A 16080-nucleotide genomic window follows, 5' to 3' on the forward strand; every position below is an offset into this window, starting at 1 on the left:
CACTAATAATGCCATCTCACAAAAGCCTCAATAGCTGCGTATTTTGTAAGCCCTAGTTGTGCATATAAATTTGCAGTATTGGCATTTCTTTCCTCTGCTCTTTGCCAAAATTCTCGTGTATCTGTTCCCTGAAATGGTACCATATCTTTCTGAGATTGGTGTATAAAAATACCAAAGCGTTTCTTCATCACTTGGTCTGGACTCATGGCTATTGCCATTTCTATTTCATCAATTTGCCACTCTTGCCAAGCACCTTTATACAACCACACCCAACAATCATTAATCCAAGGTTCTTGAGCGGCTTTTAAACGTCGCATGCTTTCGAATACAATTTCTAAACATACTTTATGCGTGCCATGTGGGTCAGCCAAATCGCCAGCGCAATAAATTTGATGTGGTTTTATTTTACGAAGCAGCTCCATGGTAATTTCTATATCTGCTTCGCCCATAGGTTTTTTTTCTATAGTGCCAGTTTCGTAAAATGGTAAGTTTAAAAAATGGGCTCTGTCGTCTGTAAGGCCCACATATCTACAGGTAGCTTTCGCTTCGCATACTCTTATCAAACCTTTAATGGCTCTAATTTCTTGGCTATCTACAGCATTTAAGCCTTTTGTAGATAAATAAGTTCTAGCAGCAGTTAAAATTGCTTGGCTTTTGTTGTTATCTATACCAAAAAGGTGTTCAAAACCTACCGCAAAATCGAGAAAACGCGTAACAAATTCATCTGTAACGGCAATATTGCCGCTTGTTTGATAACCTACATGCACTTCATGTCCTTGGTCGTGTAGGCGCATAAATGTACCCCCCATACTTATAATGTCATCATCGGGGTGCGGCGAAAAAATAAGGCAACGTTTTGGATGGGGCGTACTACGTTCCGGGTGAGCTGGTATGACCGCATTGGGTTTGCCACCAGGCCAGCCTGTAATGCTGTCACGTAGCATATAATATACCTGTAAATTAATCTCGTAAGCGTCATTTTTTTCAACTAATAAATCGCTTAAACCATTTTCGTTATAGTCGTGTGGCGTAAGGCTTAGTACGGGTTTTTGCAGCTTAAGCGACATATTTACCACTGCACGCTTAATCATTTTATCATTCCAATCGCATTCGCCTGTTAGCCACGGCGATTTGATACGCGTTAAATCGCTGGCCGCCATTTCATCTACTACAAATAAACAATCGTTATGCTGTTGTAAAATGCTAGCAGGTATTTGTTCTGTAACATGACCTTCTACTGCTTTGGCTACTATGGGCGCTTTATTTCCCCATGCAAGTAATATTACTTTCTTAGCTTTTAAAATAGTGCTTATGCCCATAGTAATGGCCAAGCGTGGCACTTGCGAGATACCTTGAAAATCTCTAGAATTGGCCATTCTAGTAGAATTATCAAGCGTCACTAATCTTGTTTTTGAGAAAATACTACTGCCTGGCTCGTTAAAACCAATATGCCCATTATTACCTATACCTAATATCTGCAAATCGATACCGCCTAAAGCTTCTATTAGTTGCTCGTATTTTTGGCAGTGTTTTTTTATATCTTCTTTTGCTATTTCGCCATTAGGAATGTGAATATTGGTAGGTAAAATATCTACATGGTTAAATAAATGGCGATGCATGAACGACCAATAACTCTGTATGGCTTCATGTTCTAAAGGAAAATATTCATCAAGATTAAATGTTATTACATTTTTAAAACTTAAGCCTTCTTCTTTATGCAGCTTTACCAGTTCTGCATATAAATGAATGGGCGTAGAACCTGTAGCTAAACCTAATACGCAATCTTCCTTTTTAGCTTGTTTATCTTTAATCAACGTGGCAATTTCTTGTGCTGCGAATGCCGAACCTTTAGCGGGCGAAGTAAAAATTTTTACAGGAATTTTTTCGAAGCTATCAATCAAATCAATATTCTTTTGTACAGGCATATGCATGCGTTTTTTTGCAATGTAAATATACTGATTTGCAGTATAGTGCGGTAAAAAGATAATGATACTTTTATCAATTTCTGTTTTCTGTTTCCTATACTTATTATTAGGTAAAGTATTAGTTTGTTTCTGTCAATGGTATTTCAACTGTAAGCTTACACCCCTTTCCAAGTTCACTCTCAATTATTAATTCCCCACCAAACAATTCTGCACGTCGCTTCATATTTGAAAGTCCAATTCCAGTACTAACTAGTTTACTATTGAAACCAATGCCGTCGTCAATTATACTAAGACATAATTTATTATCTTCAATCATTCCTTGTACGCTTATTGTAGACGCTTTTGCATATTTTAATATATTATTGAGTTGTTCTTGTAGAATTCTATAAAGATTGAGTTGGAATTCCTTAGAAGCATGATACGCCTTGAATGCCTCATCAAATTGTAAATCAATAATGTAGTGTTCATTTGCATTAAACGATTTTAACGTATTACTAAAGGCTTGCTCTAAAGTCGTATCATCTAAAAAAACGGGCGCTAAACGGTGCGATAAGTTTCTTATTTCTTTAAATGCCAAGTTTAAAGTTTCTATTCCATTATTAAAAACGGCGCGTTTATTATCTGGGACTACACTTTCTAGCATTTTAAAAGATATTTTGCTAGATGTTAAAATTTGACAAACATTGTCATGTAATTCAGCTCCAACCTCATACCGTTCTTCTTCTTGGGTTCTAATAATGGCTTGTATAATATCAGCATTACGTTGTACGCGTTCTGTCACATCTCTTTCTACCGCTATCCAATGCGTGTACCATCCATTAGCGTCAGCTACAGGGCTGATACTCATGTTATTCCAAAATTCGTCACCGTTTTTCTTATAGTTTAACACAGTGATATTATGGGATTGCCAATTCTCCAAAGCTTTTTTTAGTTTTTCTAATTCTTGTTTATCCGTTTTTGGGCCTTGTAAAAGCCTTGGTGTTTTACCTATAACATCTTCTTTTGAATAACCTGTGCCACTGGTAAAAGCATCATTTACATATATAATTTTAGGTCCCTCACCTTCAATAGGTTCGGCTTCTGTTATAATTACCATGTCGGATGTATTTGTAATAACAGATTCTAGAAGTTGTAACCTTAGTTCTTCTTCTCTCTGTTTGGTCATATCTCTTTTTGCACCTACCATTCTTAGAGCTTTGCCACTACTATCTCTAATTACAAACCCCTTATTAGTTACGTAAGCATAGGTATCGTCTGCTTTTTTAAAACGGTAACTATCTTCCCATTGCGTTTCCGTACCGTATATAACATAATATAAACCAGACATAACTGCCTCAACATCATCTGGGTGGATATAATCTAATCTAAAAGTTGAATTACTAATTAACGAATCTAGTTTATAACCAAAAATTGACTCGAAACCATCACCCCAATAAACTTTATCATGAATTAAATCCCAATCCCAGATAGCATCGGAAGTGGCTTTTGTTACGTATTCGTATCGCTGATTACTTTCCCGAATTTTTTCCTCAGCAAGTTTACGGTCAGTAATATTTTGAGCAGTACCAAACAACCGTATCACATTACCCGATTCATCTAGCTCCCCATAACCATGTTCTTGAATCACTCTTTTTTCGCCACTTGGCGTGGTAATCCTATAGTCTATGGTAAATGCCTCTCCAGTTTGTTGGGTATGCTTACTAGTTTGTAACACAAATGCTCTATCTTCCTCATCTACAAGTTCTACAAATGATTGGTGTGTTTCGTGAAAAAGTGCCTTTGTGATGCCAAATACATTGTATAATTCATCAGACCAAGTAAGGTTATCTGTTTTAAAATCAAAATCCCAATAACCTATTTGAGCCACTTGCTGCGCCGTTCTTAACTTAAGCTCGCTTGTTCTTAAGGCATTTTCGGTATTAATCTTATCCGTTACGTCATTGATACATACTAATGAAGATTTTTTACCTTTATATTGTAGTAGATGACCGGTGATATTTGCATAAAATAATTCGCCATTACTTTTTTTGTGTCTCCAAATTTTTTTATGAATTTGGCCATAAATCTCTTCAGATTTTGTTTCTGCTTCAATGAGTTCAATGTCTTCTTTTAATCGTAAATCTTTGATGCTTAATTGTAAAAAAGCTTCTTTAGAATAGCCATAAAGTAGTAATGCTTCTGCATTGCAATCAATAATTTTTAGTGTTTCAAAATCCCACACAATCATGGGCGATGGATTGTTTGAAAACAAATTTCTATATCTATTTTCGGATTCAATTAGTGCAATTTCGTTGCGCTTTTTTTCTGTAATGTTCCTTGCAACACCATATCTTATTTTCTCTACTTTATCAAAACGTACAGTCCATTCCATTAATACGGGAGTGCCGTCCTTTTTAATATACCTGTTTTCAAAAGCATCAATTTCAATCCCCTTCATTACTAGCTTGGCGGTTTGTAAAGATTTCGCCACATCATCTGGATGTAAAAATGTGGTAAAATGTTTCCCTACTAATTCATCTGGCGAGTATCCCCAAACTGTTTTAGCGGCATTGCTAGCATACAAAAAATAACCCTCAGCATTTATTGCACAAATCACATCGAGCGATGCATTACTTATTTTGTTTAGATTGATAGTTTGGTTATTTAACTTGGCATTATCGTCGATTTCCAAATTTCTTAGTGTAACACTATCTGTAATATCAGTTACAGAATGTACAATGCATTCTACATCCCCATCTTCACCAACTAGCGGCGTATTATTTATCGTAAAATATTTTACTTTAAATTTATTATTAAACAAATTTGATGGAATGGCTACTTCTTGAATAGTATGAGGCTTTTTGGTAGCTAAAACTATTTCAAGGGAATTTTGAATCAGTGCTATAATATTACTTTCACTAGAGGCATACGTTGATAATGTGAGAATGCTTTTTTCTATTATACTATCGTCATTTGTATTAAATAATTGTGAATACGCATGATTTGTGTTTATAATTGTAAAACCTAAGTCTGCTTTTAAAAGTAAACTGGGTAATGGAAAGGCATTAAATAATTGATTGTTATATCTCAAGGTCATGGCATCAATTGTTAGAAAGCGTTAGAAATTCTCACATATCGTAGTGAAATGCAATATCACTTTATAGCCACATTTCAATTAATTGAAGTTAAGGTGTTTTTTTCAATCAACATGTGGTAAAGTTAAAAAAGGGGTGATTGGCGTCTTTATAAATTTATAACCATCCTAATTAATCAATTCAAGTTGTAATTTGTGCCTCTTTTAATACCTTATTTTATAATTTCTGTTAATGAAATACTATCTCATTTCTGGTGAAGCAAGTGGCGATTTGCATGGCAGTAATTTGATCAAACAACTACTACTATTAGATTCAAAAGCAATTATGCGCTGTTGGGGCGGTAACTTAATGCAAGAAGCAGGAGCTACATTGGTAAAACACTATCGCGACTTAGCTTTTATGGGCTTTGCCGAAGTTGTAAAAAATTTACCAACGATACTTAAAAATATTAGGTTTTGTAAAAAAGATGTACTTGCATTTCAACCTGATGTTTTAATTCTTATCGACTATCCGGGCTTTAACTTACGCATAGCAACATGGGCTAAGCAGCAAGGCATCAAAGTAGTGTACTATATATCGCCACAAGTGTGGGCTTGGAAAGCCAATCGGGTAAAAAAAATGAAGCAATGTATCGACAAAATGCTGGTGATATTACCCTTTGAAAAAACATACTTCAAAGATGTTTGGCAATGGGATGTAGAATATGTTGGCCATCCTTTGGTAGAAGTGATAAATAGTTTTAAGTCTCAAGTTTCAGGTTACAAGTTACAAAATACAGTTAGTAGCAGCAATCAAGTAGTTAGCAGCGATAATCAAGTAGTTAGCAGCGATAATCAAGTAGTTAGCAGCAATAATCAAGTAGTTAGCAACGACAATCAAGTCGTTAGCAGCGAAAAACAAGTGAATAGCAGCAACAATCAAGTAGTTAGCAGCAATAATCAAGTAGTTAGCAGCGAAAAACAAGTTGATAGCAGCGAAAAACAAGTGAATAGCAGCGATAATCAAGTAGTTAGCAGTAATCAGCCCATTATTGCTTTATTACCTGGTAGCAGGCAACAAGAAATAGCTAAAAAATTACCTGTAATGCTTGCGGTGGCCAAACATTTTCATCAATACCAGTTTGTAATTGCAGAGGCGCCTGGCTTAGAGGCGTCTTTTTATCAATCCTTTTATGCAGCCGCTGGCATCACAAATAATGTAACTACATCAAATAACAAAACTTACCAATTATTGTCAAAAGCTACGGCTGCGCTAGTTACAAGCGGTACTGCCACTTTAGAAACCGCTTTGTTTGGCGTGCCAGAAGTGGTATGCTATAAGGGCAGTAATATTAGTTACCAAATAGGTAAGCGACTCATAAAAATTAAATTTATTAGCCTTGTAAATTTAATTATGGATAAGTTGGTGGTAAAAGAATTAATACAAGATGAGATGAATGCCACCAATTTAATTGCCGAATTAGAAGATTTGCTGGTAAATACACAACGTCAGCAACAAATTATGGAAGACTATACTGCATTAAAAAATAAGTTAACCCAAGGTGGCAATGCGTCTGAGAAAGCAGCGAAAAGTATTTTTGATTTTTTGTCTAATCAATAATGATGTTGTATAACTTAAAAGGTTTACTAGATTTCTGCAGATAGTAATATAAATCGCACAGGCTTCTAATCTTACAAAATCCTTATTCAGTCAACTATTTTACCAAGTTAAAATAGGGTGTTAAATAGTGCTTTGGATAATCTTCAAAATCGGCAGTAAATACCAATTCTTCGTGTAAGTTTTCAAAACTAATTTTAGGAAACACTTTTTTAATTTTATCGTAAATAGGTGTTTTTACTTCAATATTGCCTGATAATTCAACCGTTGCTTCATCGGTAGGTAACTGGTATTGCTGTAATACATTTAGCATAAAATAGAGGGCATCATCAGGTCCATTTTGCTCAAAGGTTTGTACAAGTAGTAATTTTTCGTTGTGAACAAGGGCGATGGTTAATTCTTTATTATAAAATTGTACTTTAAGTAAGGTGTGGTTATACGGTCTACTTGGCGACAATACATCTTCAATTAAATAACTGAATGTATGACGGGTGGTAATCATCATCAAATTACTATTTACCGTATCGCTTAATGCCCGTCTTATCTTGTACGCCACTACAATGGAGGGGGTTACTTTTACCTCGTCATATTTTAGTACATGGTTGGAAATATCACCATGCATTAATTGTAAATAGCCTTCTGCCGCTTCAGGGCTAAATTTATTAAAGGGAACAATCACAGCTTCTGGCAAATTGTAAAACACTCGCGTATCAATATAACCTCTATCTAATATGCGCGATTTAGAGCGAATGGCTTGAAAAATGTCGTACCAACTTTCTTCGTAACTATTAAAATGAAACACTTCTATGGCGCCAAAAGTACTATTGGCACTCATTTTAACAATGCAAGCTACGTGGTGTAAGCCCACTTCTATAAATAATTGATCACTATTAAAAGGGCTTTGAGAGGCGATGTCACCATACAAACCAACCACTTTCTTTGCCATATCATCTGTGAGTTTATGTGCAATGATAAAAAAAAAATAACAGTTTACCGAAAGCAATTGCAGTTTGTGTAAACCCTAGCTTTGCCGCCACTTATGAGTTCGCCTTCTGCACCATTAAATTTACAGGTTAATATTAGCTATCAGCAAATATTAACAATCGCCTTACCCATTTCTGCCTCTATTGTTGTACCGCAAATTAATTTTATTACCAATAATATTTTCCTAGGCGGCCTTAGTACACAAGCTTTGGCATTGGGTGGTATTACTGGTGTGTACTATTTGGTGTTTGCAGTCATTGGTAATGGTTTTAATAGCGGGTTACAATCGCTAATTGCTAGGCGTGCGGGTGAAAGTAAGTTTGATGAGATAGGAAGTTTGTTTGCCCAAGGTGTACGTATTGCTATCGTTATGAGTTTATTTGGTATGCTAATGACTTGGTTTGTGGCGCCCACTATATTAGGATGGGCGATGAAAGATGCTAGTAATGCCACGATGGCTATTAAGTTTTTGAACATTAGGGTTTTAGGCTTGCCTTTCTTGTATTTGTATCAGTTAAGAAATGCGTTACTAGTAGGTACTAATCAAAGTAAATTTTTGGTAATAGGTACAGCTACAGAAGCACTTACCAATATTTTCTTCGATTATGGGTTTATTTATGGCAAGTTTGGCTTACCACAATTGGGTTTTAACGGTGCAGCTTATGCCTCTATTATTGCCGAAATTGCTGGTTTGGTAAGTATATTTTTTGTGGTAAGAAATAATGATATCATTAAGCAATTGCATTTGTTTAAAAATTTTGTGTACAATCACAGTATTACCAAACTCATCTTAAAGCAATCCTTACCATTGGTTTTTCAGTTTGCCATCAGTATTATTAGTTGGGAATTTTTTTATATTCTTATCGAGCATCACGGTAGTAAAGATTTAGCGATTTCTAATACCATGCGCAATATATTTGGTTTTTTTGGTTGCTTTACTTGGGCTTTTGCTGCTACCACTACCACGATGGTAAGTAATGTAATAGGGCAGGGCTTGCAGCACAGAGTGATAGAATTATTACATAAAACTATTCATTTATCGCTTGGATTTGCCGCAACGGTTTGTATTTTCTTGAACCTATTTCCACGTCTATTTTTATCCATTTATGGCCAAGGTGATGATTTTATTCAGTCGGCCATACCAGTGCTTCGTGTTGTGTCTAGTGCATTGGTGATCATGAGTGTAGCCGTGGTTTGGTTAAATGCATTGGTCGGCATTGGTAAAACCCAACTCAACTTATTTATAGAAATTGCGGCTATTGTAGTTTATTGTTTGTATGTATATTTAGTGCTTGAAAAATGGAATTTATCTATTATGTATGGCTGGGGTAGTGAGATAATTTATTGGATAGTAACCTTACTGCCTGCCTACTTATATATTAAATCTGGTAATTGGAAAACGATACAACCAAAACCGGTTTAAATAATCGGTACCAAATTAGACTGTTCAATTTTTAGGGTTGGAAATCACTTAGGTGTTGCAACAAGTTTTTTAAAAATTAATTAGTAGATAATGTTGGGTTAATGTATGCTCGTGAGTTAGTTTATTATTTTGTAAAAAAATTGTGTGACAAATAAAGCCATCGTATCAGTTATTATTACAGTTTACAACACGTCGATAGATTTGGTAACAAGGGCCATCGACTCAGTATTGCGTCAAGATTTTCAGGGTTTTGAAATTATCGTCATCGATGATGGAAGCAACAATGATACTTATAACCAATTATTGGATTATATCAAGGAAAGAGAAGATAAAATTACCTATATCCGCCATCGCAATTGCGGTCAGTCATTGTCTATAAACCGCGGTATTTTAAACAGTAATGGAAAATATATAGCCATTTTAGACTCAGATGATGAATACAAGCCCAATCATTTAAGCAACTGTTTGGAACAAATGCGATATGCTGATTTAATTGCTTCAACCACAACTACTATTGTAAATAGTGAAGACGATTATTTTGTACCCGATAGAGCCGATAATAACAAATTGGTACATGTAGATGATTGTATTTTGTTAGCTACTTTTTTTGGTAAAAAAGAAGTTTTTGAAATGCTTAAATTCACCGATATGTATGCGGCAGATGCCCATTTTTTTGAACAAGCTTCCTTATTTTTTAGAGTAAAAAAAGTAGCACTTGGTACCTATATTTATTATCGCAATAGGGCAGATAGTATTTGCTCAGCCTTAAAAACAAAGCAAGTGTTAAACCATGTTTAGTCAAGCCTTCGTATTTCCTTTTAAAGTAGGCGAACCTTTGGTTATGACTTGTCATTTTACAGGTATTTACGACGTTAATAGAAATACCACATTACCAAACGATGATTTTTCGCTCGTAAGTGATTGGGCAAACTCGCTTCAAAAGCATGGCGTCAATGGCGTGCTATTTCACAATAATTTTAGCGCCGCTACTTGTTTACAACACCAACATCCGCGACTCTGCTTTATTTATGTAACACATGATCGTGCGTTTAGCCCTAATGTGTATCGATATATTGTGTACCGAGAATTTTTGAAGCTATATGCTTATAATATCTCGCATTTATTTGTAACTGATGCTACGGACGTGCGCATGCTTCGAAACCCATTTGTAGATGCGTTCTTCAAGCAGCAAGATGGCAAACTTTTTTGTGGTGACGAGCCTGAGATTTTAGACAACGAATGGATGCATCACCACTCGCAAACACTAAGAGATAGCATAACAGATTACTCAGATTTTGAAACACAATTTAAAAATGATGTCTTGTTAAATTGTGGCATTATAGGCGGGAATATATTGATTATGAATAAATTTATAGATGAATTAGCGGCTATCCATACCCAATATAACCGAAATAACGCATCGCAGTATACTGGTGATATGGGCGCATTTAATTATTTAGCGCGTACAAGGTTTAACTATGATTTGATACATGGGACACCAGTAAATACCATATTTAAACAATACGAAATAGCGCGAAAGGATTGTTGGTTTAGCCATAAATAAAGTATATAATACTATATTCTCGCGCCAAATAACAAACTACCAATGCGCACCATGTTACTACCCGCTTCAACAGCAAGTTTGTAATCGCCACTCATGCCCATGCTTAAATTTTGGAGTTGAAAGTTTGGGGCTTTTAGTTGCGAATATCTGTCGTAAATGCTTTTCAGATACTTAAATTCTGCTGCGACTTTATTTTTATCTTCACTAAAACTCGCCATGCCCATTAAGCCTACAATTTTTATGTGATTTAGCTTTGGTAATTCATTAATTATCGCTTCAATGTCTGCTGCATCAAGGCCAAATTTAGTATCTTCTTGTGCGATGTAAACTTGCAGTAAACAGTTGATTATCAAATTGTTTTTGCTAGCTTGCTTATCTATCTCTTTCAATAATTTTAAACTATCTACACCATGAATTAAGTGTACATAAGGTACAATATATTTTACTTTATTGGTTTGTAAATGGCCTATAAAATGCCATTTAATATCTTGGGGTAATTGAGGTACTTTATCTATAAATTCTTGTACATAGTTCTCACCAAAATCTCTTTGGCCGAGTTTGTACAATGCTTCTATATCACTTATTGGCTTGGTTTTACTTACCGCTACTAAAGTGGTGTTACTACTCTTTAAATCTTCTATAATTGATTGATAAACAGTTGTATTAATTGCCATTTCTAAAAATTCATTCACATTTAAATACTTGTCAAAAGTAGGTCCATACACTTTTTCAAGCTCACTTGCCAATTTACCATTTTTACACCAAAATCTGCAACAATAGATGTTTTGTCTAATACAGAATAGGCGGGTCTTTTGGCAGGAGTAGGGTAGGCGCTAGTAGGTATTGCAGATACTTGGCAGTTTAAGCCAGCGTTGGTCTTTATGGCTATTGCAAAATCATGCCAAGAAATCACGCCATCATTGCTATAGTGATAGTAACCATAATGTTCGTTGCCTTTTTCAAGTTCTGTAACAATGGTCATTAAAGCGCTCGCTAAATCTGCGGCATATGTAGGCGAACCTATTTGATCGCCCACTACATTTAGGCTCTCTCTTTCTTTCATTAGGCGCAGCATGGTTTTTACAAAATTGGCACCATGTACACTGTATACCCATGATGTTCTTACCACGATAGTTTGTGGATTATTCGCAAAAGCAAGGTCTTCACCAATGGCTTTTGTTTCACCATAGTAGTTTAATGGTTGCTTGGTTTGGTTAGGCAAATAAGGCGAAGTGCCATTGCCATCAAACACATAATCGGTAGAAATGGTAATCAGTTTGCAATTAATGGCAGCACATTCTTTGGCAATAACCCCTACACTTGCAGCATTAATGTTGTAGCACAATTCTCTTTCTGTCTCTGCTTTATCTACGGCTGTATAAGCACCGCAACTAATAAAATATTGTGGTTGATATTTCGCAAAAAAATCTGGAATTGAAGCTGGATTACTTAAGTCGAGTTCTTCTCTATCCACAAAAATAAAGTTGAAGTGCTCGGCAAATTGTGGTGCTAGTTGCGACAATTCCCAACCAAGTTGTCCGTTTTTTCCGGTGATGATGATGAGAGGTTTCATATAAAAATGAATTGTGAATTGGTAATGGTGAATAATCTCAAATCAAAAATTTCGAATAAGTAATGTTTATAAACTCCAATAATGCCTTGATGTAATCTTGTTTCTATAAATACCTTTTAAGTCGGCAATAATTGCATGTGGCTTTGTTATGGATGCAAAATAAGCATCATTTAAGGTTTTGTAACTTTCGTGCGGCACTATTATAATCACAGCATCATAATCATTAACAATTTGTTCTGTTAAGGCAATACCATATTCATGTTCAAGTTCTTTGCTATCTGCGTAAGCGTCTGTTACATCAACATTTAAATGAAAATTTGTTAAGTCTTCAATTATTTGAAACACCTTACTATTTCTGATGTCGCTTACATTTTCTTTAAACGTTGCGCCCATAATTAACACTTTAGCGGCTTTTACTTGGCTGGCGTGCAAAATAATATGCTGAATGATTTTATTGGCAATATGATTGCTCATACTGTCATTTATCAATCTACCCGCAGCAATTACTTGTGGTTTGTAACCCAGTTTTTCAGCTTTGTAAGTTAAATAATGCGGATCTACACTAATACAATGCCCACCCACTAAACCTGGTTGAAACTTTAAGAAATTCCATTTGGTAGCTGCAGCTTCCAAAACATCGTAAGTATTAATCTGCATTTTATCAAAAATGATAGATAGCTCATTTACAAAAGCAATGTTTAAGTCACGTTGTGTATTTTCAATAATTTTCGCAGCTTCGGCTACTTTAATACTGGTGGCTTTATGCAAACCAGCTTTAACAACTAAGCTATACACATTAGCAATATTTTCTAGAGCTTCTTCGTCGCAACCTGCTACCACTTTTACAATGGTTTCAAAACTGCGTGTTTTATCACCTGGATTAATACGTTCTGGAGAATACCCCAATTTGAAATCTATTCCCACTTTTAAGCCGCTAATATGTTCAATAATTGGCAAACAATCTTCTTCGGTACAGCCTGGGTATACGGTAGATTCAAAGACCACATAATCTCCTTTTTTAAGCACTTTACCAATGGTTGCAGAAGCAGCTTGTAGGTAACTTAAATCGGGCAAATCATCTTTGGTAATGGGTGTTGGTACTGCTACTATGTAAAAACTCGCCTGTTGCAGTCTATCAAGTGCATCTGTAAATGTAATCTCGCAACCTTCAAAACCAGCTGGTGCAATTTCTTTACTTGGATCAATACGTTGTTGTAACAATGCAATCCTATCCGCATTGGTATCAAAGCCAATAACAGATAGTTTTTTGGCAAAAGCCAATGCTACCGGCAAGCCAACATAGCCCAAACCAATCACAGCTATTTTTTCTTGTTTATCTAGTAAGGCTGTTAGTTGCATTGGTATATTATTGTTAAGACCTGTCAGGTTTAATAAACCTGACAGGTCTACATAACTTTAATTTGCATTCACGTAATTCAATACTTCGGTAGTAATTAATTCCAATTGTTCTTGTTCAAGTTCAGTATGCATTGGTAAAGAAATCACACGTTCTGTTAACCAATCGGTTATTGGTAAATCCATATTTTCCAAACCAAATGAGGCGAACATTTTTTGCTTATGGCCTGGCACGGGATAATAAATCATAGAAGGGATTTTTTTCTCAGCCAAGTAAGCATTTAAACCGTCACGATTAACGCCATTTAATACCAAAGTATATTGGTGAAACACATGATTTGAATAAGATGCCACAGAAGGTGTGGTAATTTTTGGATTATTTGCAAATGCTTTGGTATAAAAATCAGCAGCAGCATTACGTGCAGCAATATAATTATCTAGTTGCCCCAATTTAATATTTAAAATCGCCGCTTGAATAGCATCTAATCTTGAGTTACAACCCACCACATCGTGGTAGTAGCGTACCACTTGACCATGATTGGCAATCATTTTCATTTTAGCAGCCAAATCATCATCATTGGTAAATATCGCACCACCATCACCAAAAGCCCCTAAGTTTTTGCTTGGGTAAAATGAGGTGCAACCAATATGACCAATGCTTCCTGTTTTCTTTACCGTACCATCGCTAAATGTATAATCGCAGCCAATAGCTTGCGCATTGTCTTCAATTACAAATAAGTTGTGTTCTTTAGCAATAGCCATTATGGCTTCCATCGGCGCAGCATGACCGTACAAGTGCACGGGTACAATGGCTTTGGTTTTTGGTGTAATTGCCTTACGAACAGATTCTGGATCAATACAAAAAGTAGTCTTATTAACTTCTACAAATACTGGTGTTAGTTTTAATAATGCCACGACTTCTGTTGTAGCAATGTAGGTAAATGAGGGTGTAATCACTTCGTCACCAGGCTGCAACCCCAAAGCCATCATGGCTATTTGCAAGGCATCGGTGCCATTAGCACAAGGTATAGTGTGTTTGCTGCCTATATATGCATTTAAAGAATTGGTAAAAGTGGCTACTGCCTTGCCACCAATGTAAGCTGCACTATCAAGCACCTCATGAATAGCTGCATCTACTTCTGTTTTTATTTTCAGATACTGTGTTTTAGTATCTACCATCTGAATTGGCTTCATATGTACGACGTATAAGGCGGCAAAACTACGGGAAAATGTGGTAGGGCTGTTGTGAGTTTATTAGGCACTTATCGGTATAATAACTGTTATTTTGTAGCTTTAAATACTGTTTAATCTTGAAATTCTTATACCGTTTATTTATTACTGTTTATCCAATTGCTGCTCGTTTATTTAGTTTTAATAACGATAAAGCAAAGCGTTGGATAAAAGGTAGACAATCTATTTTTAGTGAATTGCAAACAGCTTTTGCCAATAATTCAGGTAAGGTAGTTTGGATGCACTGTGCATCTTTAGGCGAATTTGAACAAGGCCTACCTATTATTGAAAAACTTAAATGGCAACAACCTGATACAAAATTTTTGATCACTTTTTTTTCGCCATCGGGCTATGAAGTGCGTAAAAATTACCAAGGTGCAGATTGGATTTTTTATTTGCCAATGGATAGCGCCAAAAATGCCAAGCGCTTTTACGACATCGTTAATCCAGCATTAGTGTTATTTGTAAAATATGAGTTTTGGTTTTATTATTTACAAGAAGCCAAGCAACGTCAAATTCCTTTGTTGTTAGTGTCTGGTATTTTTAGAGATAATCAAGTATTCTTTAAATGGTATGGCGGTTTTTACAGAAAAATGTTGCAAAGTTTTAGCTATTGTTTTGTACAAAATCAGGACTCAGCAGATTTATTGGCAAGTATTGGTATTACGAAGAATGTAAGTGTAAGTGGCGATACTCGTTTTGACCGTGTAAACGAAATTGCAGCCCAATTTTCGCCTATCCAACGCATTGAAGATTTTATAGGCAAAGCACCTGTGATAGTAGCAGGCAGTACTTGGTTAGAAGATGATAAAGAATTGCAGCACTATGTTAAAAAGCATCCACATATCAAGTTTATCATTGCCCCGCATGATATACAAAAAAGTAGGATAGATGAATGTGTAGGCTTGTATAAAAAAGTGGTATTGTACAGTGATTTGGTCGACGGTCAACGGTCAACGGTCGACAGTCGACAAACCAACATTCTACTCATCAACAACATCGGCTTATTAAGCAAATTGTATTATTACGCCACTATTTGTTTTGTAGGGGGTGGTTTTGGTGATGAAGGCATACACAATGTACTGGAAGCTGCTGTGTATGGCAAGCCTGTGGTATTTGGCCCTGTGTACGATAAATACATAGAAGCAGAAGAACTAATAGAAGCAGGTGGTGGCTTTACAGTAGATAATGCACTAGAACTTGAAGCCAAGTTGAATGAGCTTTTAAACAACAATGAATTGTATTTAAAAGCTTGTACCAATGCAGGTAGCTATGTCGCTAGTAAAGTGGGTGCAACTGATGAGATTGTTGGGTATATTATTAACTCTAAAATGGTATCAGAATAGCATGAATGC

12 protein-coding genes are annotated in these 16080 nt (G+C 35.7%); 5 read left to right on the forward strand and 7 right to left on the reverse strand.

The genetic code is table 11. The features are described 5' to 3' along the window. Positions 1-2: 2 nt before the first annotated feature. Together nagB and ACFOW1_RS11350 are read right to left on the reverse strand one after the other, a co-directional pair. A complete protein-coding gene (gene nagB, locus ACFOW1_RS11345) occupies positions 3-1925 on the reverse strand; it encodes a glucosamine-6-phosphate deaminase (protein ID WP_379014368.1) in 1923 nt (640 codons plus the stop codon). 118 nt (positions 1926-2043) lie between these two features. Further along, positions 2044-5001, reverse strand: coding sequence for a sensor histidine kinase (locus ACFOW1_RS11350; protein WP_379014369.1), 2958 nt, complete (start codon positions 4999-5001; stop codon positions 2044-2046). A 229-nt stretch (positions 5002-5230) separates the two neighbouring features. On the opposite strand from ACFOW1_RS11350, the gene ACFOW1_RS11355 reads away from it, so the two are divergent. Further along, entirely contained in the window at positions 5231-6598 is a 1368-nt protein-coding gene (locus ACFOW1_RS11355) for a lipid-A-disaccharide synthase (protein ID WP_379014370.1), read from the forward strand. A 94-nt stretch (positions 6599-6692) separates the two neighbouring features. Here the strand turns inward: ACFOW1_RS11355 and ACFOW1_RS11360 are convergent, their stop codons facing one another. Next, entirely contained in the window at positions 6693-7541 is an 849-nt protein-coding gene (locus ACFOW1_RS11360) for a DUF3822 family protein (RefSeq protein ID WP_379014371.1), read from the reverse strand. Positions 7542-7634: 93 nt separating this feature from the next. Between ACFOW1_RS11360 and ACFOW1_RS11365 the strand changes: the two genes are divergently transcribed. From ACFOW1_RS11365 to ACFOW1_RS11375, 3 genes are all read left to right on the forward strand, one after another. After that, the gene (locus tag ACFOW1_RS11365) at positions 7635-9002 is read left to right on the forward strand and encodes an MATE family efflux transporter (RefSeq protein WP_379014373.1); all 1368 of its coding nucleotides are present in this window, start codon (positions 7635-7637) and stop codon (positions 9000-9002) included. 144 nt (positions 9003-9146) lie between these two features. Then, complete coding sequence (locus ACFOW1_RS11370; RefSeq protein WP_379014374.1) at positions 9147-9800, forward strand: glycosyltransferase family 2 protein; 654 nt, start codon at positions 9147-9149, stop codon at positions 9798-9800. After that, positions 9793-10566: a hypothetical protein gene (locus tag ACFOW1_RS11375; protein ID WP_379014375.1), complete on the forward strand. Its 774-nt coding sequence runs from the start codon at positions 9793-9795 to the stop codon at positions 10564-10566. The genes ACFOW1_RS11370 and ACFOW1_RS11375 overlap by 8 nt, the downstream gene beginning before the upstream one ends. Positions 10567-10577: 11 nt before the next feature. On the opposite strand, the gene ACFOW1_RS11380 is transcribed toward ACFOW1_RS11375, so the two are convergent. The 4 genes from ACFOW1_RS11380 to ACFOW1_RS11395 all read right to left on the reverse strand — a co-directional run bounded on the left by ACFOW1_RS11380 (position 10578) and on the right by ACFOW1_RS11395 (position 14689). Continuing rightward, complete coding sequence (locus ACFOW1_RS11380; RefSeq protein ID WP_379014376.1) at positions 10578-11312, reverse strand: YggS family pyridoxal phosphate-dependent enzyme; 735 nt, start codon at positions 11310-11312, stop codon at positions 10578-10580. Then, entirely contained in the window at positions 11261-12139 is an 879-nt protein-coding gene (rfbD, locus tag ACFOW1_RS11385; protein WP_379014378.1) for a dTDP-4-dehydrorhamnose reductase, read from the reverse strand. The genes ACFOW1_RS11380 and rfbD overlap by 52 nt, the downstream gene beginning before the upstream one ends. A 66-nt stretch (positions 12140-12205) precedes the next feature. Next, positions 12206-13498: a nucleotide sugar dehydrogenase gene (locus tag ACFOW1_RS11390; RefSeq protein ID WP_379014379.1), complete on the reverse strand. Its 1293-nt coding sequence runs from the start codon at positions 13496-13498 to the stop codon at positions 12206-12208. 57 nt (positions 13499-13555) lie between these two features. Beyond that, positions 13556-14689: a DegT/DnrJ/EryC1/StrS family aminotransferase gene (locus ACFOW1_RS11395; RefSeq protein ID WP_379014381.1), complete on the reverse strand. Its 1134-nt coding sequence runs from the start codon at positions 14687-14689 to the stop codon at positions 13556-13558. Positions 14690-14805: 116 nt separating this feature from the next. Between ACFOW1_RS11395 and ACFOW1_RS11400 the strand changes: the two genes are divergently transcribed. After that, a complete protein-coding gene (locus tag ACFOW1_RS11400) occupies positions 14806-16071 on the forward strand; it encodes a 3-deoxy-D-manno-octulosonic acid transferase (protein WP_379014383.1) in 1266 nt (421 codons plus the stop codon). Positions 16072-16080 lie beyond the last annotated feature (9 nt).

Source organism: Parasediminibacterium paludis, from assembly GCF_042651445.1.
GTDB classification, from domain to species: domain Bacteria; phylum Bacteroidota; class Bacteroidia; order Chitinophagales; family Chitinophagaceae; genus Parasediminibacterium; species Parasediminibacterium paludis.